The following is a 23,418-nucleotide window of genomic DNA, read 5'->3' as shown; positions in this document are numbered from 1 at the left end:
TTATTTTACAACCCGTTTGGTATAGATTTTGGCATTGTTGAGCGCCGCTTCGTGCGTTGCAATTGTGTCGGTTCCTCCAAAGATCAGCGCGTCGCGATTAAATTCGCCTTGCGTGTACACCGTTGCTCGTTGTTGAGCAGCCGATGCGTCAACGAGCTCATCGGCCAACACGGCCACAGGTACCTTCTCACCTGCTGCCGCAGCGGCGGTATCAACAATCTTGCAAATCCATGTACCGTCTGCTGCAAACCCTGTTCGCGCCATTACGGTGCCACGCTCATACACCGCACCTGCTGCTGGTTCAATGAGAATTGACTGTGTAACAATTGGCTGGACCATTCCAGCGATCAAGTTATCGTATGGACGACTTTCGTATGCTGGCATTATTTTCGACCTCCCACGAGATTATTGATTTCTTCAGACAGGGCGTCCGCTTCCGCTTGCGATGCAGCTTCAGGGTTAGGTGCCCCAGGTGCTTCATCCGGATCCACCTTATCGATACCACTATTCAAAGCATCCTTATTCCGGCGATTGGCTTCGTCGGAGATCCGCTCTTTTGAAGCCTTGACGATCTCCATGGCAGTCTCTCCAGCTGTCTTACCGCCCTCAATGGCCTTGGCTACAATCTCAGCAGCTCCGGGCGCACCGGCTAGAGCGTTGAGTTCAGTAATACGGTTGCGCTCCTGTGTTACTCCAAGATTGATGATCTCGTTATAGAGATCAGGGTGTTTCGCTTTCAGTTCGTTGAGATCCATAGGTGAATCTTCCTCCTTTGTTTGTGGTTCAGCATTTTCTTGCTGACCATCTCCATTTTCCAGGCTGTTTGATACTTGGGGCATAATGGACGATAAATCCAAGCCATCGAATGGGTTCGGTTTGTCGCTGTCACTCTTGGCACCACCCTTGAACATGGCGCTGACCAAGATGTCGCGTAGTTTCGTTTCGACGTCTGGTGGAATCTCTCCGCTGATACTGTTCGTAACAGCGATCAGAGCATTCTCATCATCAAACAGAATACCGTCGGCAAACCCGTATTCCACCGCTTGCTGTGCGTTCATCCATGTCGTTTTATTCATCAAGTCGAGCAAATCGTCCATAGTACGTCCAGTTTTCAAACGATATGCATTGGTGATTCCCACGTCCACACTACTCAACATATTCCCGTTGCTGTAATGAACGTTTTTGTCACCATCCGTCCATGTTGCCGCATTGTGAATCATCATCTGAGACGTCGGGGACATTTTGACTTCGTCCGCGCCCATAGCAAGAAATGACGCAGCACTCGCCGCAACGCCTGTGATTTTCGCAGTAACCTTCCCTGAGTATTCCTTGAGAACGGTGTACACCTCAGATCCGGCAAATACAGAGCCTCCGCCCGAGTTAATGTATAGCTCTACATCGTCACCGCTTGCGCTATCCAGCTCTTTCGATAGTTTCGAAGCGCTGATATACGGCATGCCAAACCAGTCATATAGCCATGTACTTCCATCACCAATAACCGGGCCGTTAAGCTTGATCTTCTTCGGCATCTTCTTCTTCACCCCCCTTCACGCCTTGTTCGACTACTCCTGACTCTAGGCCGTTTTGCTCACGAATCTGCTTCTCGTAAGCCAGCTGCCGAACATTGCTCTCATACTCGGATCCCGTTAGCTCTGCTGCTTCTCGCGCCCGTGTGCTGAATCCATTCTCAACCCTGATGGCCGCCGCATTCGCTTCCTTCACCGGATCGAGTTGTCCTTGAGAAGGTCCGTGCCAGTCTGCCTTGGTGTAAGCTTTGAACAACAGAGGGTCGTCAAAGATTCCCGGGGCATCTATCCTGCCTTTGATCACTGCCTCAGCGAACCATTCCTCATAGATCGGCTGGCAGAAATCCGCTGCCATCCAAGAACGACGCATCCGGAACATCTTCCAAGCTTCGAGCAAGGCTGCTCTAGACGCCGAATATGAAGCTGTAAAGTGCTTCAAAAGTAATTCGTATGGCAGTTCTAGTGACGCGCCTACCTGACGAAGAATGGCCGTAACAAACGGGTCAAACCCGCTGTTCGGTCGCCCTGGATTCGCAATCGACGCCTTTTCTCCGGGTTCTAGAAACTGGACTGCGCCGTTCCCAAGACGAAGGTCTTCATCTGCGGGTGGCAACGGTTCTCCTGTCGGATTATCCGCTGGAGGGAGAGACACTCCAAACTCTCCCGGTTCCTGTGAGGCTGTTTCAATAAACACGGTGAACATCCCGCTAATCACCGCCGCCATCAACTCAGCTTCGGTGTATCGTTCGAGCTGTTTCAATGATTCGATTACCGGCGCGAGAATTGGAACACCTCGACGCTGTTCTGGCCTTTCCGCCTCCATCAGGTGCAAGACGTTTCGACGCCCACTCTCCTCGCCCACAACAGCAACCCGTTGCCATTTCGTAGGCAATGCCAATGCTGAGCCAGGATGCTTATTAGAGAACCAGTAGGCAACGACCATGCCGTCATTGTCCACCTCAACTCCGCTACTCACCTTGTTGTTCAGATCGGCTTCTTTGATTAAAGGATTGCTACAGCGATCCGCTTCCAACAACCTCACCCGCAGATCATAAGTAGCGTGTTTTCGCTGCAGAAGTGGCAACAAAACAAAAGCATCGCCTGACATCATCCAGGATAGAAACGCAAGCTGCTGGAGTTCGTAGAAGTTGTGCATGCCGGCAGCGTCACAATCTTTGGAGTCTGCCCAGAGTGCAAATTCTCGTTCGATTTGTCGCTTCAACCGAGCGGCCTGATCCTCTGATAGGCGTAAAAAATCGGCATCGAAGGAAGGTTTGAGCCTTAACCCCGTGCCGATTATGTTAGTTCTAAGCGTCTTTAGAGAACCGTTTGCGAGTGATCCACCCATATAAAGGTCCCGGGCACGAGGCCGCAAGTCCTCCAGATTGACGTGAATGTCTTCCTCAGCGTCTCCCGCTGCCGGATTCCATGCTTTCAAGGAGTTTTTTCGCCGGCTTGCACCGTGGTCGCCATACCCCTGATTAAAAACATCTTGTACTGCTCGCTGGCGTGCGATTTCAGTCCGGGCCATCTCCCTCTTTGCAGCAAGTCCAGGCGCTATGGCAGCCACTGTTTTATCTAGCCAACTCATAAATCAATCGGAACATACCTGCGCACCTTACGGCGAGGACCAAGTCCCTGCTCGCACCGTTGAATATCATCCAACTGCTTCTGCCAGTATTTGATCTGTTGCATAACCTCGGCGAGATTTGCACGGGTCAACGATCGGCCAGCGATGCTGTACGATTGCCCGGTGGAGAGAGCCAATTCTGCCGCAAGCCACGCGTTCAAATGTTGCTGTGCTACTTCTTTAGTGTACAATGGCATTTCCTTTTCACCTCCTCTCAGGTTAAACGCTGCTTGATGTTCCGCGACGCCGCTTCGAGACATCCGCCATGCTGTTTCCTGCACCTACCCCAGCGAGCGCAGTGGCTTTTGCCGCGCCGGAACAATAAGGCTGCATGTTCTCCAGATCCGGCTGCAGAATCTCGATGGCAGCCCGGTTGTATACCGCTAAGTCAAGCGGTTCGTTTCGGGACCGAATTTTCACCCATACTTGATACGGCACGCCCATCTTTACTCTGGTATGCAACGCCTCGGCCGTCAGTCCCTCAAAATATTGCCGCTCGTATCCCCGATTTCGTTCCGCTGTGGTCAATGGAAAGTGGCAATAACCTCGCGACCTATTTCCGAATTCATCAACAACCGGAATTTTCAAGGCGCTCATGATCTTGGACTTTCCTTCATCAACCCCTAACCGGACGACTGTTGCCTTGTACCGGTTATTGGTTGTAGTTCCAATGATCAGAGGCAGCCGGGTACCATCCCCGGATCCTTCCCCTCTTATTGAGAACAGCCGCCGCGCTGAGCGCTCCTTGCAAAAGCGATGCACCTCGTTCGTGAAGTGTCCTCCGGAGTCCATACACGTCAGCGCGATCGGAAACTTTCTCCCCTCGGCATCTTCCCAGGTTCGTTTCAAAAACTCATCCAGGTCTGCCCAGATTTGCGGCTGTTTAAGATCGCCATAAATAACGCGATACTGAATCCTCCAGTTTTCGTGACCTGCCCCCCAGCCCTGCACCTCAACTTCAAAACGGTCATCCTGCGTATCAACGGCTGCCGTCAGGACCTTCACTCCATCCGGTACATCAGCATGGTACATTTCCCGGCGATTGTACAAGACGTCTTCGTCCAACTGCTCGCCTTTCTCTTCCCATGTTTCGCCGAGCGAAGTATTTACCCAAGCCTTCAGCGTTTCTGTGCCGTTCCGTTTTGCCTCCTTAAATTCTTCGATGATGTTTTCCCATCGTTTCCAAGGACTGGCCAATTCGTTCAGGTGGAAGCCTCGGACCTTTTGGTTTACCTTTCTGGCAATCCATTTTCCGGGACGGGCTTTCCAATCAATTTCGGAATGTAATGTTCCGCAATACTTACAGGCCATCATAGCGTCTTCGAAGCGAATTTGAGGCCACGCGAGCGGCTGATAGTCCCCGCAACTCGGACAAGACAAACACCACTGTTCCATGCTGCTCGCTTCATAAGCTGTTTCTATCCGGGATGCTCCTTTGATGGTCGGTGTGCTCACGAGAACACGCTTCCGATTGTGGAAGGTAGTTGTCCGTTTTGAGACCAGCGTCACGGGGTCACCCTCTGTACCAGCTGAGACCGGATACCGATCCACTTCATCGAGGAGGACAACCCGGATCGGACGGGATGCCAAAGAGGCCGGAGAGTTTGCGCCAGCCATTGTTATATGTCCGCCGGGAAATGTCTTGTGAAGCATCGTGTTCCCACTATCCCGGCTCTTTGTCCCCGCCATTCTCTTTTTCAGCTCTGGACTATCCCGCACCATTGGAGAAAGACGGTCCTTTGAGAAGGCTTGCGCAAGCTCAAGAGTAGGCTGGACCAACATGATCGGCGACGGATCTTGATGGATATAGTATCCGATGATGTTCAAAATGATTTCTGTTTTGCCAACCTGGGCCGATGACATGACAACAATAGTTTCCGTTTCGTCATCGTTCAGTGCATCCATGATTTCTCGTTGATAAGGTGCACGCTCAGTTCTCCATTGTCCAGGTTCGGCGGAGGCTTCAGAAGAAAGACGACGGTAAAGATCGGACCAATCGGAAACGGTAAGGTTTGGGGGAGGAGCTACGACCCTGGCAATCTTTCGAAAGAGGGCTTCGGTCTTCAAGAAATTAGGAATCGCCATCAGAATCATTCCTTGCTCGTTCCTGTCGGAAGAACTCCGGGTCATAATCAGCTAATTCCGCCAAGGCTTCGTCCAGTGCTGCAGTCAACCGGCCTTTTATCACGTTCAGTTCTCCCTGCCCGATCAACTCCGGGGCCAGACGCATGGGGATTGCCCTGATACGCTGCCGGAATGCACCCAGCATATCGTTCATGACAGCTTCAACATCCGCGGAACGGTGCAGTTCCCCTTGCATTTCGGCCAATTCTAGGGCCGCTTTTTCCTTCTTAATGCGCTCATGTTCCGTCTTTTCGTCGATAAATCGAGGCTTTTGGTCATCCTCTTTACCTCCTGAAACGTGTAAGCAGTAGGCTTGAACGGCATCAGCAAGCAGGTATTTTCCTCTTCCTACCTGCTTTAGGACACCATCCCGGGTCAATTGACGAATCCACTGGGGAGTTTTCCCAACGATTGCAGCCAATTCCGAGGTGATGACCTCCTTCTCTGGCAGATGTTCTGCTTTCGCTTTTGATCTCGCCAATTTCCCCACCTCACTTTCGTTTTTACATTGAAATCAACTGTTTCGAAATTTTCATGCATTATTCGAAGCAAAAATTAAAAACGCCTCCGATCGGCTACTTGCCAAGCGAAAGCGAAAGTTTTTTTTGAAATTAAAATCTAGCGAGATTTCGGGGTCGTCCGCACCCGCACTCATCCTGAGACCCCAGAAGGACCCGTGATCGAAAATTTCGCCCCCTGCTGGTCTTTTTATACCTCGGTCGTGTATTTATTCATCCTGATCATTGAACGCCTGTAAGCCTGCTTAGAATCTCTGTGGATATGCCTATCTATTGAATGTGCATGAATGCTTGATCACTTCACACAAATATACTGGAATGCCATCCGATTCTTTAGTTAAAGTTTCGTACTCTTCCTCTGCTTCTTGTTTATCATCAAAGACTTTTTGCTGTGCGTCTGGACCGTAGTCAATAAATACGGCATACTTCTTGCCCTCCATCAGTTGTTATCTCCTCTCTTCTTTGTGCCTAGACTTCTAGGCTTGTAATCAACTGGAACGCCCATCCTTGATCCTGTATTAGCAGCCTTGTAAATCTCAGGCATTGCAGCAGTCAGCAGACTCTTGGCCGTCTCCTCATCAAATTCTTCAATGAGGTTCTCATAGAGACATTTTGCTTTATATGCTGCAGCTTGGTCTGAAGTGAGTAGATGATACCCACCATACTCATGTTTAGGTGGCAATCCAATGGGCTCGTTTGCTTTTGGCTGATGCATTCGAATCATCCTTTCTTTCTGAGCATTAAAAAAACACCCCATCATTTTGAGGTGTTAGCGTAAAAGTGACTCACATTTTCTATTAATAGCACTAAAGTTACATAGTACGTGTTTTAAGGGGGATGATCCCCCTCTGCCTGACGGCATTCACCCTCGACCTGAAAGAAAATCGCTTTCAGGCCCCCGTGGTTTTTAATGATCTCTCTTCAAGAACGTTGAAGGACAAGGGCATACGTGCCGCTGCGCTCCGTATTTAAAAGCATTGTACTTAGTTACTAGAGAGATAAGAAGGACAAGACCATTATACTGAGGTTCAGAATCAGCCGTCAAAGCTGATATAGAGCCAAATTCGGTCGTTTTCCACATCTTTCCTAGATAATTGTTACATCGTGCATCATTAATTGCTCTTTTTCAGAGTTAATGTGTGCATTTATTACTTAGTGGGGGTCAATTCACCACCACTAAAAGGATATCAAGATAGAACGCCTTCGATGTTCGCCAGATTGGACCCACCGATAAAGTTGAACAAGGCTTCTCCAATCATCGGGTTTGCATTGGTCGGATGTGGATGAATCGAATCATTCATAAGCCCTTTTGCCTGAGCCTGCGTATAATTCCCGATCACCCACCGTGTATCAAATATGACAGCATCGAAGTCCAGGGCAATCTTCAATATCTTCAGCCGGTACGTTTCAAGCAGCGCATTCCGATTGGCGTCGGCTGTCTCATTAGGCATTACCAACAGGATAGCTGCATTAGGGTTTGCTGCTCGTACCCACCCCAGAATAGTGCGAATGTCAGTATCCACCGTTTCAGCTGGGAAAGCAGTTGTTCCGGAGTCATTCATCCCTGTATTCAAAATGAACAGGTCGCAGCCGATATTCTTCAGGACCGCCGTATACATTGCACCGTCAAGCTGGGCTACCTGCCGGGTTTGCGTACCGCCTTGAGCCAAACGATGAACCCTTACTCCGCTGTTTCCATTGCGAAGGTCCACGCCCATAACTTGTACCGGACCGACCACGTTCCCGATCTGGACCGTGTTTCCCAGCTGCGCCGGAAATGTCCCGGTATGCTCTACGAATTTGACCGCTTTTTCACCATCAGTGTTTATGTCAATCCGTCCAGCCGCATACGCTGCGTCGCCCCATTTGAATGTTCCCCCGCCCGGTTGTTGCAAGTACATTACCTTGGCCTTTGTGAATATGTGGTTCTTATCAGAGAGATTCGCATACCCTCCACTGTCCGTGAAGACCATGGAATACAGGTTAGGGCAATACTTATCATCAGAGGCCGGATCGAATGCTGCGTTCGTTCTCTGAGTTGCACCGCTGGCGCCTAACGTACCACCTTCTGCGACGACTGCTGAATTATTTGCTGCTATAAATCCAATTCCTCCGTCGCCTAATATCTCCTGTATCTTTGGGCGGAAGAAATCTATCGGGCTCGATCCGCCAGCTCCTGCAGACAGCGAATCAATCGCACAAACGACATTCAGTTGCTTCCCTTCTCTTCGTGCATAAGAGACTGCATAGAGCCACTTGTTCAGCCCTGTTCCCCACAGGTATTTTACTCTCGCCTGATTTGCCATGCTCAATGCAACTTTCCCGAGATCCACCTCACGTCACCGCCTTCCCCTTAACCGTAACGTTACCGCCTGTTACCGCACTGATCCGGCATCGGAATGAATACCCTGCTGGTACTTCAACCTGCCAACTCTCCGGAGCGGTGTTGTTGCCTCCTGTGGTCTGCGGCCCAAACTTGGTCGGATCGGTTACGCTGAAGGTCGTGACAGGCATGTATTGACCGCTCGGCCCGGCCAGCTCGAACAGGACCGTCCTGCTGGTGCTCGTGCCGGTGATCTCGAAAGTCAGTGTATAATTCCCGTCTTCCGGAGCGAACGGCGTGCCGTTGCCTGCAGCCGTAGCAGCGTTCTGAAGGGTGACTGTCTCTGCCGCTGCTTTGATCCTTACCTTTTGGGCTCCGTCCGAATCGTAGCTGTCTGCGGGGTTAATGAGTTGTCCCTGGCTGTTGTATTGCTTGTTTGGTACCGGGGTATCAAAATATGAGCTGTTCATTACATGCTTCACTCCTTCATCATTTATTTGTGGCTTGCCGGCCTGCATGGTTTGGTAAGCATTGTATTCTTGGGTTCCGGCCATTTTCATTCGCTTTCTGATCGTTGGCAGCAGGTGAACGGGGATGAGAAGCCTTTGCACCGGACCAACCTCCTGCAGCAGCCTATACACACTCTCTGGAATGCCATTGTAAAAAACCTGGTGCTGAATGAGTCCTTTGTAAGTCGGACCGATGTAAATAGATTGATTTCTTATCACTCGAATCACCTCCCTCCTCAGAATTTATGTAAAAGAAAAAGCACCCGCAGGGGTGCTTATAACAATTCTTTGATCTTTTCCTTGTCCGCTTTGCTAATGTTAGCTTCCTTAAGCCAAGTCGTAATTAAAGTCATCATACCCTGGCTCGATAATCCAATCTTATTTTCAGATGTGCCATGTTCAGACGCTATATCAACCTTCCCGTTCATCTCTACATGAAACCAAGGAGATTTTGCGTGATTATACATGCTTAAGTCCTCTTTTTTAAATAATCCCAAATTATAGCCCTCCCTTCTGACATCACATTTCGACATCGGGAGGACGATTCCTTCATTTCCCAATCAAACCACAAACTCAACAAACGCCGGTGACCGTAGCATGCCTTTCTTGGTCCAGTTCCGGGTTTTTACCTTCGCCCGGATCCGCGGTTCAAGGTGAACGAAATTCTTATCCTCCCCGGTTACAAGCTGCTGGCTCACACCATAGAATGCTCGTTTGGCTTTCGGCGGAACTCCGAGCTCGATGACCCCAGTCGGCCGCAGACGCCCCGACTCCGTGACAACAGAAGTCAGCCATCCGAACTCCTCTTTGCGGTAACCGGTGATAAATACCTCGGCATAGGTCCAGTTAATGACCTTCTGCCAATTGGGAGACCGTCGGCTCTCATAGATGCTGTTCATCTTCTTGCCGACCATTCCCTCAAGCTCTTTGGCCTCCATCTGTTCGAACAAAGCCTCTCCTGCACCCTCTATAAACGGCACAACGCCGAAGTACGGGTTCGGCATGGTAATACTGCTTAAGATCTCCTTACGGCGCATCAGGGGCAATTTCCGAAGGTCCTGGCCCTTATACCGAAGGATATCGAACACAACATAGGTCACGGGCGATATGCCCATGAGCTGCCGGATACGCTGCTCCTTCTTAGCTTGAAAGCGGGTCATGACGTTTTCGAAGTCAACCAACCCCGTCTCCGGATCGGTACAAGCGACTTCACCATCGAGAAGTATGTCGTCATCAAACGGTGTTAGAAGCTCGGGATACTGCTGCGTGCAGTCCGTCTCGTGCCGAGTATACAACCGGATCCGGCCACCTTCCTGTGAGAACAACAGCCGGTGCCCGTCTATCTTTGGTTCGAATATATAATCGTCATGGCTGAATGGGCCACTTGCTGTCTCTAATAACATAGGACTTATGAACATAAAAACACCTCTCATTCGATTATACCTATTGGTATGATCCATGTGAGGCGGTAAGTCTTGTAAATTCAGTTCCTCGCTATTCTCATGGTGGCTTTACACACGAATTAATTTAATTAGTTCATCCAGCTCAGCTCGACTGAAAACATAGAGCTCAGATCGTAGGGGTTCTTCTCCTGTCCAGGAATCTATCGGACCATCTGGTTCAATCTTTATTTTGTCTGTCTGAAGGATTTCGGTAGTAAATTGATCCAACATCTCTCTTTTAAAAACATCCTCAATTTCTTTCTTTCCTGCTGCCGCTCTTAAATTCGCACCAACCTTGTACCTGAAACCTAATCTTGAGGACTGTATCAGTTCGTTGATCGCTTTGACATTGTTATTCACGAGATCATCTCCTTTAGGAGCATTATACAATAATTTAATAGGGATACCGAGACCGCGCCGTGTAGTAATCTCGATATCCCTCACCCGTATGCCGGTACAATGCCCCGGCAGGCAGACCCTATTCTTAATCCATCGGGCCTTTGGTATCGGTTCAGGCTTTTTGTAGAGGGAAAACAGCACCGACCAACGCGAAACCCTCACAGTAATAATGGAGCGGACAGCGGGACTCGAACCCGTCTTCTCCGGCTTGGAAGGCCAGGGCACTGCCTTTATACCATGTCCGCAATCAAACGCCCCTCCCGAGCCTAAAACACGTATAACGTGCCCTCCAGCAGCCGAGACGGGCGTTTGGTGATGTGGGCAAGGATTTGCACCTTGCATAGTAGCATTTCGCGTCACGGGTAGCAGCTTCACCTGACTTCCCCCTTGCGGGTTCCCACGGCCTTATTCCGGTTCTACATCCTTCAGTGGGAGCTCGGCTTTCTCTCTCCGCGCCTGTCGGTTGCGCCGGGGCTCACCGAGTCGTATCTACCTTAGCTCTAAGCGTCTACCTATTCCGCCACCACATCAAATCGTATTTTTATATCCGCTCATCAGCGGTCCTGTTTACTAGACCAGGTAGTCTGTAGATCCCTATAGGATACCTGAAGGGAACTTTGCACCACTCCATATAAAAAGGCCGGCTCCATGGCCGACCCCGATCACCAGGGCATTCATGCCCCTGTGGTGTCCTCTTCTCGATTTCCTATGCTATAAATATAACATATCAAAAACCTAATGACTGATAAAAATCCTTTATTTTTTCTTCAATTTTCCTTTAGTTAATTTTGATACACCTATGTCCATGGGCTCTTTTGAAAAATACTGCGCACGCAGCTTTTTCTTCTGGATGACCCGTTTCCTTCGCAAACAGTACGAAAAGGTTGAAATTGTGTTTATCGCCCACCATACCGAAGCGAAGGAAGTAACCGAGGAGGAATTCTTCACACGCGGTGAAAGCGGCGGAACCATATGTTCATCCGCTTATCAGAAAGCGCTGGATATTATCAATCACCGTTATCCCCCTTCCCAATACAACATTTATCCATTCCATTTCTCGGACGGCGATAATCTCACTTCCGACAATGAACGCTGCGTCAAACTCATCGGCGAGCTGCTGAAGGTAAGCAATATGTTCGGTTACGGCGAGGTCAATCAATACAATCGCAGCAGCACGCTGATGTCGGCCTATAAGAATATCAAGCTGGACCAATTCATGTACCATGTGATCAAAGACAAAGGGGAAGTGTACGACGCACTGAAAACCTTTTTTCGCAAGCGTGAAGGAGCCGCTATATAATCCGTACGCAAAAAAGAATGAAGGAAGATGTGAGCTGATTCATCATCTTGACGTTAGGGGAGGCAGGGACCTCCTCTTTCTTATGGTCTGAAGCGATACGGCTAACAGGCTGTTATCGAAGAGTGCACATACCAAGCACAATAGCTTGTAATTTCAAATGAAAAATCTGTCTTATTATTGACATCACAATGTAGCCGTAGGTTCATTTTTTTGTCACCTTCTGTTTTTCTGGGGATGCTAGTATTTAACTATGACATCAAGTTGCAGGATATTACAGGTTTCGATACAGGTCTCCTTAATATGAAATATCCTCCTATATCCTATAAAGGAAAGGGAAGGTTTACCATGTTCCAAATGACACATCGACTATTCAGCACCCAGACGTTTGAGAATATGTCCTACATATTATCGCAGCGGCTGTTGCAGGGCGGCATCAGTGCAGATCCTTCGAAAGGAGTGATCTCCAGTGCCGATATCGGATAAACCACATTCGCGTTACATGCCTGGTCTGGATGGACTAAGAGCCCTCGCCTTGATCGGGGTTATGGGATACCACTGGAATTTTGGTTTTGCAGGCGGTGGTTTTCTCGGGGTCAGTTTATTCTTTGTACTATCCGGTTATCTCATAACCGATATTCTAGCATCCCAATGGCATCATCAACGGCGGATCGACCTGAAGGATTTCTGGATACGAAGGTTCCGGCGCCTTCTGCCGGCCATGCTGCTCATGCTGTTCATCCTGGTCGTATGGGTTACACTGTTCGACCGATCCCGGCTGCTCACTCTTCGGGGCGAAGTACTGGGAGCCGTTACGTACATAAGCAACTGGCAGTTTATTTATCAGCAGCAATCCTATTTCGAATCATTTGGCCCGCCGTCTCCACTAGGGCATTTCTGGTCGCTGGCCGTGGAAGAGCAGTTCTACTTGCTGTGGCCGCTCATCATGCTGGCGGGACTCAAGCTGTTCCCCCGCAGAGGACAGCTGTTCAGCTTTATCGCCGCCGGAGCAGCAGCCTCGGCTCTGGTCATGGCGCTCATCTACCAGCCGGGAGAAGATCCCAGCCGAGTCTACTATGGAACGGATACCCGGGCGTTCGGTCTGCTGATCGGAGCAGGGCTGGCCATCGTATGGCCCAGCTGGAAGTTATCCCTTCAAGTATCCACTGCCGTCCGGCGCAGACTTAACCTGACAGGTGCTGCAGCATTGCTCATCATCCTCTTCATGATGTGGCAGGTGGACCGGTACGATCCGTTCCTGTATCGCGGAGGCATGTTCCTCTTCTCTATGGCTGCTGCCGTACTCGTTGCGGTACTCGCCCATCCCGCGGCATCAATCAGTCGCTTGTTAAGCTGGAAACCGCTGTTATGGGTAGGCGTACGTTCCTATGGCATCTATTTGTGGCATTACCCTGTGATGATACTCACCTCGCCTGCTTCCGGTTCAGGAGATCTGAGCCTGCCACAGGTTGTATTGCAGATTACGGCAAGTGTCATACTGGCAGCACTATCCTGGAAGTATGTAGAAGAGCCGATACGACACGGCGGTTTGAAGAAGTTATGGCTTAAGGTCCGTTCCGTTCGCCGCCGTCCGGCTTCGATATCGTTAAGAGGCTGGATCGTGTCGCTAAGCTCGCTTATCTTAATTGGTATTTTCTGTACCGGCATGATGAGCAGCGTATCCGATGCAAGAACAGTTGGCGATATCGCCGCAATGCTGAACATCGAGAACCCGGTTCTGGAAGAACCCGAGCCGTCTCAAACAGAGGAGCCCTCCCCAGACGTTCCTCCGCAAGGACAGCAGCGAAATCCGGTAGGAACGAGTGGAAACATTACTCCGCCTGCGGACGTGTCTTCGATGCAGCCTGAAGCGACGAGGGAGCCAAGCTCCGGGGATGACACGAAGAAGGATTCCCTCCCGGATACAGAAGCCGTTCCAGGGAATAACGATTCAATCGTGAATGAAGATTCGGGCAATGCACTTCCAGCCGGAGATGGCACCGCGAGCCATCAGACAAACAAAGTGGATGGGAGCTCAGAGACAACGGATTCCGGCAACAATGATAAGACTGGTAAGGAAATAAAGTCTGAAAATCCTCCTCAATCCAAGGATTCTTCAGACGGTTCTGCTGATGGCAAGGACCCTAACCATACCAAGCCGGTGAATAAGGATCCGCAAGCTCGTCCATCGTCTAAATCCACAATCACGGCCATCGGAGATTCGGTCATGCTCGGTGTCTCCCCTTATCTGGAGAAATCACTGCCCGGCATTCATATCGATGCGGTGATTGGACGCCAAATGCGCCAGGCTGATGATCTTGTCCCAGCATTGAAAGCTCAAAACCGTATCGATGGCGGCATCATCATTATCGGACTGGGAACCAACGGAGCTTTCTCGAAAAAAGACCTCGATTCGCTTCTGCGCCCGCTGGATTCCGCTAAGCAAATTGTACTTGTCAATACACGGGTTCCTCGTGATTGGGAACAGAACGTAAACGACATGCTGGCAAAAGCGGCTGCCGAGAACCCGAAGGTTACACTCGTGGATTGGTACTCGGCGAGCAAAGATCATCCTGAATATTTCCGATCCGACAGCGTTCACCTGGAACCGGAAGGTGCCGCTGCCTACACCTCGATGCTGCTTCAATCTATCAAGAAATAAGCATTATCCGATTCTTGCCATATTCCATTCTTACTAATGTCGACCTGCTCTCATAATTTTATGGGACAGGTCGACTTTTTACTTATATACGTAATGGCAAGCAGCAATATGATATAATTCGATTACCTTATATCATTATTTCCCATAGAAGGCGGTGTCCTGATATATGAACAATATCGTGACGATGAAATGGCTGCTGGCCAGACTCTACGAATCGGATCTGGTCATCGTAGACTGCCGTTTTGCTCTTGGCAAGCCGGAAAGCGGCCAGGCCAGTTACGAGGAGTCGCATATCCCGCGTGCGGTTTATCTCGATCTGGAGAAGGACCTCTCCTCCCCCATTACGGAACATGGCGGACGCCATCCGCTGCCAGACTTGGATACATTGGCAAAGCGTCTTGGCCAATCCGGTATTCATCAAGGCAGCCGTGTCATCATCTATGATGACCAGGGCGGGGCCATGGCCAGCCGTTTATGGTGGCTGCTGAAATATACGGGGCACGAACAAGCCTATGTAATGGCCGAAGGCTATTCAGCCTGGAAGAGTGCTTCTTATCCGGTTACGGATGAACAGCCGATTGTCATTCCCGTTACATACGAAATGAAGCTGCAGCCCCATAAACTCGTCAGCGTACATGACGTACGCGAGGCTTCTCAACAGGGTATCAGCATGCTTCTGGATTCCCGCGAGCCGCGCAGATATGCCGGATTGGAGGAGCCCTTGGATGCCAAGGCCGGACATATTCCGGGTGCAAAGAACTACTTCTGGAAGGGTGTTCTGGAGCCTTCCGGACATTGGAAGGCTCCAGGAGCACTTCGTGAGCACTTCTCGGACATTCCGCAAGATGCCGAGATCATTGTATACTGCGGCTCCGGCGTAACTGCCTGCCCCAACGTGCTTGCTCTGGAGGAAGCCGGTTACGGCCATGTGAAGCTGTATGCCGGCAGCTGGAGCGACTGGATCAGTTACGAGGACAACCCGGTTGCGACGGGAGACGAGTAAAGTGCAAGAACCCGTTAGTCGGCGGGTTCTTTTTTTATATGATCGCTCTTGTTAACTATCTTTCATGAATCTATGTATCGCTGAAACGACAACTCGTGCTAAAGTACATTCAAAGAGAAACTATCGTAAAACACGGGCTTTGACTTAAAAAACGCCCTGCTTATCGCAGTGAATAACGGATTTTAGCAAACGGAGGACTCGATTGTGGCCAATATATTAGTCGTTGAAGATGAAAAATCGATAAACGATTTAATTACAATGAATTTAAAACTGGTAGGACATCATTTCTGTAAATCTTACAACGGAACAGACGTCATTCAATTTCTTAAACAGGAGAAATTTGATCTGATTCTCCTAGACATAATGCTGCCTGGTATGGATGGTTTTGAACTAATGCAACATATACGAGCATATAACATACCGGTTATTTTTCTTACAGCAAAGGAATCCTTGTCCGACCGCATCACCGGATTTGAACTTGGAGCTGAGGATTATATCATCAAACCATTTGAAATTTTAGAGCTTCTTGCTCGCATAAATGTCGTGCTTCGCCGTGCGAAGCCATCCGATGACCTTTTTGTCTTAGGTGAAGCAGAAGTCAAATTGCTGGAACGGCAAGTATTAAAAGACGACCAACCTGTAGAACTGACTGCACGAGAATTCGATCTACTTGAGGTATTAATCCGTAATCGCAATATTGCGTTATCCAGAGAGAAACTGCTGGAACTTGTCTGGGGTTATGATTTCCTCGGTGAAACCCGCACGGTAGACGTCCATATTAGACAGCTGCGTAAAAAGCTAGGATGGGAAGAACGGATCGTCACTATCTTTAAGCTGGGTTATAGGCTGAATGCGGAGGTATAGAACCCATTGAAATTCTGGCTGAAGACACTACTCGTGGTATTAGTTCTTTTCGTTGTGGCACTTGATATCAGTGTTGTCATGATTATGAATAAAAGCTGGTCTCTTAATAGAGAGCGAGAAATCCAAAGAGCCTCAAGTGAACAAGCGCTCATTGCAAATAACATCTATGAGAATTTAACGTCGATCATGTCACGAGGATCGAGTGTAGACGATGAAATCCTGCACAATGTTACCTATTCTTATGCCAAAAATTATTTACAACAGGGTGTTACCTTACAGCTCTGGAATCAAGAACAGCTATTATATCCAAAAGATATGAACCATCTAATAAAACCCGACATTCCATTCGAACAAATTGAAGAACAAGGAATTCATTATATACAATTCTCTCATAAACTTCCTCCCCCTTATGATCATCTACTGCTTGTTTACACACGAGATATTGAGGAATTGTATGACAATCAGCGAGAGCTGAATCGTTTTTTTGTAACTATCAACTTTACGATCAGCCCTGCGCTTATGATTCTCCTGTTTCTATTCATCAGGCAGTTGACTAAACCACTTAGGTTGTTATCGAAGACAACCAAACATATTGCCGAAGGCGATTACTCAGAACGGGTCCTGTTATACAACAAGGATGAGTTCGGCGAATTGTCGCAGAATTTCAACCGCATGGCTGAAGCGATAGAACAGCGTATGCATGAGTTGTCAGAAATGGCAGAAGAAAAACAACGAATCGTTGATAATCTTGCACACGAATTGCGAACACCACTTACAAGTATGCAAGGCTTCGCAGAATACTTGAGATCCGCTAACATTGGGGAAGAAGAACGCGGCACCGCCACCCACTATATATGGACCGAAACCATGCGATTAAAAAGCCTGGCCTTTAAGCTGCTAGACCTTTCGGTTGTCGGTCGTAAACCGCTGGAACTGCAACGAATCCCTGTTGAAGAGTTATTCAATTCTGTCCAACAGACTGAAATGAAAAACATGAGGGATTCTCGAATCAAGCTTATTGTCCATCGGGATATCGATTATGTATATGGGGACTTTGATTTACTCGCCACTTTCCTAGTAAACTGCCTTGAGAATTCAATTCATGCTTCCGTTGAAGGAGGCGAAATTAGGCTAATGGCTTATGAACTTGACGAAGAAGCCGTTCTGGAAGTACGCGATTTCGGTATTGGAATGACTGCACAGCAGGTGGCACGGGCTTTTGAACCCTTTTACCGAGCTGACAGTGCCCGTTCCAGAGAACATGGAGGGGCAGGGCTCGGCTTATCCTTGTGCCGTCAAATTGCCAAAGCACACGATGCTCGTCTATCACTGCAGTCTAAGCAGCATTCAGGAACGAGTGTCCATCTTATTTTACAACTCCATAACAACTCCAGTACGACTCCATAATAACGCTATATTAAAGTAAACCAAGACAAAAGCTTATTAAATGGAGGGTATAACAATGAAAAACAAGAAGAAATTATTTACGATGGCAGCAACAGTATTTGTTATTTCGGGGGGACTTCTAGCATTAAATGCAGTCATGGTTCCAAGTGTCGTAAATCAAACAGTTGTAGCACAAAAGGCGTCCTTGCAACAGAACATATCAACCGTAAGCTCCGTTAGCAGCACGGTGCCTGTTATGAAAATTGAAGCCACAGCTCCTGTATCGACAGTTGAGAGCTATCTAGAGCAGACTATAACAGATGAAGAAGTACAATTAATTAATAACTATTTCGATGAAAATAAGAAAGAAACCACCGAGCTAAGCAGAGAGCTTACAGAAGAGGAAAGTAACCGTCTTCTAAAGCTGGGCGATCAATATGTATATGATGGACTGCGACCAACGAGCCCGCTACCCTTAGAGCCAGGACCTTATGATTTTTATCTCGATATGGACAAAGACATCTTCTTCTACCCCAAGAGACCTATGACAGATCAAGAGCTGCTGCAACATATCGACTGGTACTACCGGATCAACTATGTATTATCCAAACGAGTTGATCCCGAACAACAGGAAATCACCGACATCAAAGAGTCAGAAGCTGTCAAATTTGCAGCAGCAAGTGTAAAGAAAATATTTGACGTCGATGTTTCCAAACTGGAGGTCTCTGCCTCTTTGCATACCTTATATTCCGAACAACAGAAAACATGGAGTATTCTCTTTCAGCCTTATAAAGCAGATACTTTACGAGCCAATGGACAAGCCTATTTAACTTATATTGTCATCCTGGATTCAACAACAGGTACGGTGATAGATACAACGGTTACTGATTTATCATACAAAAGAACACCTATTAGTTCCTCAGCAAGTCTAAAAATAAGCAAGGATGCAAGCTGGGTGGTAGCAGCTAGGCAGATTGTGACTAAAAAGCTTGGCGAAACCCGAGCAATCAAGAGCGCAAAATATGTGAAGAATCCAGTTAACGATAAACGTGGAATGGTTAACATTCTAATTACATTGGAAGATGGCAGCACTTATGATGCAGAGCTTCGTTATCCTGAAAAAACACTACGATGCCTGTTGTATAATCCTGCTCCCTCCATTACACCATAACCTCTCAAGTATTAGGCTGGTTCCTCATAGATTGAATTCAATACAACAAAAAAGAGTGTGCAGAAATTGCACACTCTTTATCTATTTTTCCAGTAAGCCAACACGTCATATCATTTGCGAGCGTGCTCATCGTCGACGACGGAGAGAACCACATCAACTATCTATCCTGTTTGGAGAGCCAATCCGCCAATTCTTCTGTTTGAGCAAGAACGGCAAGCGGATCATAATACCAGGAGCGTTCCTCAGGCCAGACGTACATCTGTCCCTTATTGACTGCCGGGAGGCTGCCCCAGATCGGGTCTGCTTTATAATCCTCCATCGTACTGGAATTGGAGGTCATAATAATATAATCACCCGCATATTTGCTCACCATTTCAGCCGTTAACTCAGCCCACTGCTTCTCTAATATCTCCTCGGCCACCCCGCTCGGAGGTTTCCTTCCCAAAGCCTGATAGACAGCCTGACCGCCACGCCCAAAATTATCACCGTATACCCAGGTTGACTTCTCGCCGTCCTCCATAATACTGAAGGTGGCGTCAGTGGGAATTGCTGCATCGACTTTAGCCTTGGCGGCCGCAATGCGCCGGTCATATTCCTCCAGCCAGGTTTTAGCTTCTTCTTCCTTACCAAACAGTTCGCCGAAACAAGTCAACTCTTCGTGGGCGTTTTTTAAATCCCCGTACGGAATGACGATAGTAGGTGCAATTTTACTGAGCTGTTCATACGTTTTTTCAGCATTGCCGGTGATGATGAGATCCGGATTCAATGCCACGATTTTCTCGACTGACGGCTTTCCGTAATCCCCAATATCCTCGATTCCTTCCAAAGATTCTTTAAAGTAGTAGTTCTTGATGGTTAATCCTGGCGCTCCGACCGGAATCACATCAAGCGCAATGAGACTTCCCAAGTATTCTTCAGCAACAATTCGCTGCGGATGCACCGGAACTTCAATGTCTCCATGGACAGTGGAGATCGTTTTCACTTTGGAATCTCCCTCCGAATTCGTCTCAACCGCTTTCGACGGATCCGACGCTGCAGTCTGTACTGTCTCCGTGTTGCTATTGCCGTTACCCGTATCTGCTGCTCCACACGCACTGATCATAAGTGCCGTTATAAGGACCATGACAATCAATGTAAGCCTTCGTCTGCTCAAATAATCTGAAAAAAGCAATTTGAATCCCCCTTATTTATCGATAACGATAATCATTCTCAAATAAACTTTACCCCCTGTCCCTTCAAATGGCTATGCCTTATAATGATGTCCATTCATGCAAATTTGTGATTTCGTCTCAGCACCTTCATCAATTCGTGCAGCTGTGCTTCCGAAGAGATGGGATCATACCCGAAGAATAATTCCGGCTGATTCAGCACATAGACTTGATTGCGCCGGAATGCATCCAAATTCATCCATTCCTCCGAACGAAACAATACATTGACACGTTCCTGACCAGATGGATCACTTGGGAGTGACGTGATAAAAATATGATCTGCTGCATAAGAAGCGATCTCTCCAATATCGACTTCGACAAACCCATCACGAAACAAACCCTCCTCTATCAGCCGTTCAGGTGGACGGAATCCGATATCATCATATAAAATCTGACTGCCTCTGCCGAAGCTGCCGCTAATGCAATAGGCCTTGTCCGAGCATATTTCCCAGACAACGGCGGTGCCCCGCTCACCAAGCACATGGTTCAGCTCACCATTCACACGATCGGCAAGTTCGTCATAACGGGACAGCCAATCCTCTGCTGCCGTTTGTTTGTTCATCGTGCAAGCAATGAAACGAAACTGTTCACGCCAGCTCATCGTCTTGAATGGCAGCTCCAGAACAGGGGCCAAAGAGAGCATCCTCTTATTCTCAGCCGCAGAATTGTAGCTAATAATCAAATCGGGACTGGATGAAGCCACTGCTTCATAGTATCCATCAGTGGCAAGCGTATAGGGATCGAAATAACGTCCTGTACTCAAGTTCCTGTTATATTGAGTCTGCAGCAGCCAGGAAGTATACACACCAAGCTCTGGAATAATGCCAAGTGCCAACAACGATGCGGTATGGTTAAGATTCAACGCCGTGATACGTTTAGTCTTGCGTTTGTATACCGTAGGCGATACGCCGACGGATTCTTTGAATTTACGGCTTAAGTACAAGCCCTCCTTATACCCTACCTCCTGCGCCAGAGCATTCAGATCCTGCGATCCGGTCAATAGTCGTTCCTGCGCTTTGCGAATTCGAAGCAGCGTCAGGTAAGCATTAAAGGTACGTCCGGTATGCTTGCGGAACATGCGTGAGAAATGCTCAGGACTGACACCCGACAGAGCAGTCATATGCTCACGTGTTACATCTTGATGGTAGTTCTTTTCTATATACTCAAGAGCTTGCTCCACCCAAGATTGTTTTGTTGATGAAGAAGCCCTGATTTCCATCTCCGCATGGATCTCCTGCAGCAGTTTAATAAACAGAAGCTGCATGTGAAAGGGCTCATCTGAGTTCTGGCCTCTCCACAAGCTCTCAAACTCTCCGGCCAATCGCAGAGTCTCGGGCGAGATGGCATGAAACGGCGCAGAGCAATCAAGACCATAAGATGTGCTGCCAGCTATAGATAAACACCGGTATTCTATATAAATCCCCCGCAACGGGGTAACTCTGTTCGATTCCAGCCTTAAATCCGGAATGGTGCTGCCAGAGACAAATACACTTCCCCTGGAAACCGGGAATGAACGATCATCCTGGTGCAGCATACCGGCTCCGTCCTGAATAATCAGTACTATGTAATCCGCCTCCTGACTGTCCCCGATGGTGCTTAGAATCCCTTTCTCCAATCCGATTAAACGAATGGGGATATGAAAAGAGTACATGGAAAAGGTGGCCTTTGGAGTTAACATAGAATCCCCCCTTGATTATGATAATGATTATCAATTAAGTATAACAGATGCGCTGTCTCATCTGTTAGGATAAATCCATTCTCAGCAGCTATGCATTTTTATGAACTGACAAAGCAAAGTCCGTTCAAAAACCTTCAACTTATATGACGGCTTTCATCATCAACTACAGTCTAAAACGACCATAAGCCTGGTACTTGCATATATGTGCTACGCTTGAATTAAGAATCACTCATTCCACTAAAAAGGAAGTGTGTACACAATGATACTGAATCATCTTAATCTCACGGTAACTGATGTAACCGCAGCCAAGGAATTTCTGCAAACTTATTTCGGACTCAAAATCGGCGGTGAGCGCGGGCAGTCATTTGCAGCGTTGTTTGACGATGAAGGGATGGTGCTGACCTTAATGCGGGGGACCGAGGTGAACTATCCCAAGACTTTTCATATCGGCTTTATACAGGAAAGCGAAGAGAAGGTAAATGAAATCCATCAACGTCTGAGGGAGGATGGGTATGATGTCCCTCCTCCCCAAAGGGCCCACGGCTGGACTTTCTATGTCAAGGCTCCGGGAGGCTTTACAGTAGAAGTACTTGCATAACTATCATGCCGCATGAGGTAACGGCTGGGTTAGCTTCCTACCATAAGAAGCCTGCGCACTGCGCGCGGGCTTTATGGTATGTCGGCCTGTTACAGAACATGCAAAAAACCGTGCATGGCACGGTTCTTCTCATGAAAAAGTGTTCTTCTCTTACTTCAAGAAGCAAGCTCTTACAAGTGAGAGCCTCCGCTTGCATCGATGCTCTGACCCGTGATCCAGCGGCTCTCCGAAGAAGCCAGAAATGCTGCGATATCTGCGATATCGCCAGGCTCTCCCCACCTTCCGAAGACCGAATAATCGGCGCCGAATTGAAACGAAGCAGGATCCTGAAGCATCGGGGCATTCATGTCCGTGTTAATGAATCCGGGTTGAATCGCATTGACCGTAATCCCACGGGAGCCAAGCTGGCTTGACAAGGAGAGCGTCAACGCATTGATGGCCCCCTTCGTCATGGTGTACGCCGGAATATTGGGCAAGGAAATCCGGGTTACTGCAGACGATAGATTAATAATGCGCCCCTCGTCCCGAAGGCGCGGAAGGGCTTGCTGAATCAGGAAGAACGGTGCCTTCACATTGACTCGCATGATATCGTCAAAGCTCTCTTCTCTTGTCTCCTCGATTGTTGCCATCAAACCGACTCCTGCGTTATTGACCAGAATATCGAAACGCGTATCATCGGTCCGTGCTCTCAACATCTCATCCAGCGTTTTGTACAGCTTGCTTACTCCATCCCTGTCGCCAAGATCTGCCCCAATCAGAAAAGCGTCGCCTCCGCCCTGTGTTATCTCCCGTACGACCTCTTCCGCCGTATCGCGGTTCTTGCCATAGTGAACAGCTACCAAGGCCCCTTCCTTTGCTAGACGCATGGCTACGGCGCGCCCAATTCCTCGACTGGAACCCGTAACCAGGGCTATCTTCCCATTCAATGCAGTCATGATCTCATCATCTCCTCTTCTTCTTTCACTTTCAGTTTTATCACAGGGTCCGTTTCGAAATGTTGCTCACCTATTCGGACACTATTCGGACATTCCTTTTCTGAAAATTAAAAATCATTTACATTCCATGTAATGCTCTTTATAA

The 23,418-nt window shown here is 48.3% G+C and carries 23 protein-coding genes, 1 tRNA gene and 1 pseudogene; 8 read left to right on the top strand and 17 right to left on the bottom strand.

All coding sequences use genetic code 11. From position 1 onward, the window contains the following. The 14 genes from WDY75_RS08005 to WDY75_RS07940 all read right to left on the bottom strand — a co-directional run bounded on the left by WDY75_RS08005 (position 1) and on the right by WDY75_RS07940 (position 10,716). Entirely contained in the window at positions 1-384 is a 384-nt protein-coding gene (locus tag WDY75_RS08005) for a head decoration protein (protein ID WP_338842042.1), read from the bottom strand. Further along, positions 384-1,529 carry a head maturation protease, ClpP-related gene (locus tag WDY75_RS08000; protein WP_338842041.1) on the bottom strand — a complete coding sequence of 382 codons (1,146 nt, stop codon included), beginning with the start codon at positions 1,527-1,529 and terminating at the stop codon, positions 384-386. Before WDY75_RS08000 ends, WDY75_RS08005 begins: the two co-directional genes overlap by 1 nt. Next, on the bottom strand, positions 1,507-3,057 hold the full coding sequence (locus tag WDY75_RS07995) for a phage portal protein (protein ID WP_338842040.1): 1,551 nt from the start codon (positions 3,055-3,057) through the stop codon (positions 1,507-1,509). Before WDY75_RS07995 ends, WDY75_RS08000 begins: the two co-directional genes overlap by 23 nt. A gap of 56 nt (positions 3,058-3,113) precedes the next feature. Beyond that, the gene (locus tag WDY75_RS07990) at positions 3,114-3,353 is read right to left on the bottom strand and encodes a DUF6148 family protein (protein WP_152828010.1); all 240 of its coding nucleotides are present in this window, start codon (positions 3,351-3,353) and stop codon (positions 3,114-3,116) included. A 22-nt stretch (positions 3,354-3,375) separates the two neighbouring features. After that, entirely contained in the window at positions 3,376-5,241 is a 1,866-nt protein-coding gene (locus WDY75_RS07985) for a phage terminase large subunit family protein (protein WP_338842039.1), read from the bottom strand. Then, positions 5,228-5,761, bottom strand: coding sequence for a hypothetical protein (locus WDY75_RS07980; RefSeq protein WP_338842038.1), 534 nt, complete (start codon positions 5,759-5,761; stop codon positions 5,228-5,230). Before WDY75_RS07980 ends, WDY75_RS07985 begins: the two co-directional genes overlap by 14 nt. A 303-nt stretch (positions 5,762-6,064) precedes the next feature. Next, entirely contained in the window at positions 6,065-6,238 is a 174-nt protein-coding gene (locus WDY75_RS07975; RefSeq protein WP_338842037.1) for a hypothetical protein, read from the bottom strand. Continuing rightward, a complete protein-coding gene (locus WDY75_RS07970) occupies positions 6,238-6,513 on the bottom strand; it encodes a hypothetical protein (protein WP_338842036.1) in 276 nt (91 codons plus the stop codon). The genes WDY75_RS07975 and WDY75_RS07970 overlap by 1 nt, the downstream gene beginning before the upstream one ends. A 472-nt stretch (positions 6,514-6,985) precedes the next feature. Next, positions 6,986-8,131 (bottom strand): SGNH/GDSL hydrolase family protein, encoded by a 1,146-nt coding sequence (locus WDY75_RS07965; protein WP_338842035.1) that lies wholly within the window; start codon positions 8,129-8,131, stop codon positions 6,986-6,988. A 1-nt stretch (position 8,132) separates the two neighbouring features. Beyond that, complete coding sequence (locus WDY75_RS07960) at positions 8,133-8,849, bottom strand: hypothetical protein (RefSeq protein ID WP_338842034.1); 717 nt, start codon at positions 8,847-8,849, stop codon at positions 8,133-8,135. A 56-nt stretch (positions 8,850-8,905) separates the two neighbouring features. Next, positions 8,906-9,127: a hypothetical protein gene (locus WDY75_RS07955; RefSeq protein WP_338842033.1), complete on the bottom strand. Its 222-nt coding sequence runs from the start codon at positions 9,125-9,127 to the stop codon at positions 8,906-8,908. 63 nt (positions 9,128-9,190) lie between these two features. After that, the gene (locus tag WDY75_RS07950) at positions 9,191-10,048 is read right to left on the bottom strand and encodes an ATP-dependent DNA ligase (RefSeq protein ID WP_338842032.1); all 858 of its coding nucleotides are present in this window, start codon (positions 10,046-10,048) and stop codon (positions 9,191-9,193) included. Positions 10,049-10,141: 93 nt separating this feature from the next. Continuing rightward, positions 10,142-10,432: a hypothetical protein gene (locus WDY75_RS07945; RefSeq protein WP_338842031.1), complete on the bottom strand. Its 291-nt coding sequence runs from the start codon at positions 10,430-10,432 to the stop codon at positions 10,142-10,144. Between the two features lie 209 nt (positions 10,433-10,641). Then, a tRNA-Gly gene (locus WDY75_RS07940) sits at positions 10,642-10,716 on the bottom strand. 545 nt (positions 10,717-11,261) lie between these two features. Here WDY75_RS07940 and WDY75_RS07935 point away from each other — a divergent pair. The 7 genes and pseudogenes from WDY75_RS07935 to WDY75_RS07905 all read left to right on the top strand — a co-directional run. After that, positions 11,262-11,771 (top strand): annotated as a pseudogene (locus WDY75_RS07935) (DUF444 family protein); the annotation flags it as partial. A 345-nt stretch (positions 11,772-12,116) separates the two neighbouring features. Then, on the top strand, positions 12,117-12,254 hold the full coding sequence (locus WDY75_RS07930; protein ID WP_006212090.1) for a hypothetical protein: 138 nt from the start codon (positions 12,117-12,119) through the stop codon (positions 12,252-12,254). Continuing rightward, on the top strand, positions 12,238-14,430 hold the full coding sequence (locus WDY75_RS07925; protein WP_063480375.1) for an acyltransferase family protein: 2,193 nt from the start codon (positions 12,238-12,240) through the stop codon (positions 14,428-14,430). Before WDY75_RS07930 ends, WDY75_RS07925 begins: the two co-directional genes overlap by 17 nt. A 166-nt stretch (positions 14,431-14,596) precedes the next feature. Next, a complete protein-coding gene (locus WDY75_RS07920; protein WP_063480376.1) occupies positions 14,597-15,433 on the top strand; it encodes a sulfurtransferase in 837 nt (278 codons plus the stop codon). A gap of 204 nt (positions 15,434-15,637) precedes the next feature. Beyond that, complete coding sequence (locus WDY75_RS07915) at positions 15,638-16,297, top strand: response regulator transcription factor (RefSeq protein WP_036643383.1); 660 nt, start codon at positions 15,638-15,640, stop codon at positions 16,295-16,297. A 6-nt stretch (positions 16,298-16,303) separates the two neighbouring features. After that, entirely contained in the window at positions 16,304-17,704 is a 1,401-nt protein-coding gene (locus WDY75_RS07910; protein WP_063480377.1) for a sensor histidine kinase, read from the top strand. Between the two features lie 55 nt (positions 17,705-17,759). Continuing rightward, positions 17,760-18,854, top strand: a complete 1,095-nt coding sequence (locus WDY75_RS07905; RefSeq protein ID WP_006212095.1) for a hypothetical protein — start codon at positions 17,760-17,762, stop codon at positions 18,852-18,854. A 157-nt stretch (positions 18,855-19,011) separates the two neighbouring features. On the opposite strand, the gene WDY75_RS07900 is transcribed toward WDY75_RS07905, so the two are convergent. After that, positions 19,012-20,025 carry an ABC transporter substrate-binding protein gene (locus WDY75_RS07900; RefSeq protein ID WP_231888239.1) on the bottom strand — a complete coding sequence of 338 codons (1,014 nt, stop codon included), beginning with the start codon at positions 20,023-20,025 and terminating at the stop codon, positions 19,012-19,014. Between the two features lie 95 nt (positions 20,026-20,120). Further along, the gene (locus WDY75_RS07895; RefSeq protein ID WP_063480378.1) at positions 20,121-21,740 is read right to left on the bottom strand and encodes a helix-turn-helix domain-containing protein; all 1,620 of its coding nucleotides are present in this window, start codon (positions 21,738-21,740) and stop codon (positions 20,121-20,123) included. 259 nt (positions 21,741-21,999) lie between these two features. Here WDY75_RS07895 and WDY75_RS07890 point away from each other — a divergent pair, with 259 nt between their 5' ends. After that, complete coding sequence (locus tag WDY75_RS07890; protein ID WP_006212100.1) at positions 22,000-22,338, top strand: VOC family protein; 339 nt, start codon at positions 22,000-22,002, stop codon at positions 22,336-22,338. 170 nt (positions 22,339-22,508) lie between these two features. On the opposite strand, the gene WDY75_RS07885 is transcribed toward WDY75_RS07890, so the two are convergent. Next, complete coding sequence (locus WDY75_RS07885; RefSeq protein WP_063480379.1) at positions 22,509-23,273, bottom strand: SDR family oxidoreductase; 765 nt, start codon at positions 23,271-23,273, stop codon at positions 22,509-22,511. Between the last annotated feature and the right edge of the window lie 145 nt (positions 23,274-23,418).

Source organism: Paenibacillus glucanolyticus, assembly GCF_037333485.1.
GTDB classification, from domain to species: Bacteria; Bacillota; Bacilli; order Paenibacillales; family Paenibacillaceae; genus Paenibacillus_AQ; species Paenibacillus_AQ glucanolyticus.
Note: the sequence above shows the minus strand (reverse complement) of the source record. Positions and strands in the feature narration are given on the sequence as shown.

Coding starts and splice junctions, on each gene's coding strand:
- WDY75_RS08000 (WP_338842041.1), bottom strand. CDS start 1,529: ATGCCGAAGAAGATCAAGCTTAACGGCCCGGTTATTGGTGATGGAAGT.
- WDY75_RS07975 (WP_338842037.1), bottom strand. CDS start 6,238: ATGGAGGGCAAGAAGTATGCCGTATTTATTGACTACGGTCCAGACGCA.
- WDY75_RS07985 (WP_338842039.1), bottom strand. CDS start 5,241: ATGGCGATTCCTAATTTCTTGAAGACCGAAGCCCTCTTTCGAAAGATT.
- WDY75_RS07970 (WP_338842036.1), bottom strand. CDS start 6,513: ATGCATCAGCCAAAAGCAAACGAGCCCATTGGATTGCCACCTAAACAT.
- WDY75_RS07950 (WP_338842032.1), bottom strand. CDS start 10,048: ATGTTCATAAGTCCTATGTTATTAGAGACAGCAAGTGGCCCATTCAGC.
- WDY75_RS08005 (WP_338842042.1), bottom strand. CDS start 384: ATGCCAGCATACGAAAGTCGTCCATACGATAACTTGATCGCTGGAATG.
- WDY75_RS07895 (WP_063480378.1), bottom strand. CDS start 21,740: ATGTTAACTCCAAAGGCCACCTTTTCCATGTACTCTTTTCATATCCCC.
- WDY75_RS07905 (WP_006212095.1), top strand. CDS start 17,760: ATGAAAAACAAGAAGAAATTATTTACGATGGCAGCAACAGTATTTGTT.
- WDY75_RS07890 (WP_006212100.1), top strand. CDS start 22,000: ATGATACTGAATCATCTTAATCTCACGGTAACTGATGTAACCGCAGCC.
- WDY75_RS07885 (WP_063480379.1), bottom strand. CDS start 23,273: ATGACTGCATTGAATGGGAAGATAGCCCTGGTTACGGGTTCCAGTCGA.
- WDY75_RS07930 (WP_006212090.1), top strand. CDS start 12,117: ATGTTCCAAATGACACATCGACTATTCAGCACCCAGACGTTTGAGAAT.
- WDY75_RS07990 (WP_152828010.1), bottom strand. CDS start 3,353: ATGCCATTGTACACTAAAGAAGTAGCACAGCAACATTTGAACGCGTGG.
- WDY75_RS07920 (WP_063480376.1), top strand. CDS start 14,597: ATGAACAATATCGTGACGATGAAATGGCTGCTGGCCAGACTCTACGAA.
- WDY75_RS07995 (WP_338842040.1), bottom strand. CDS start 3,057: ATGGCCCGGACTGAAATCGCACGCCAGCGAGCAGTACAAGATGTTTTT.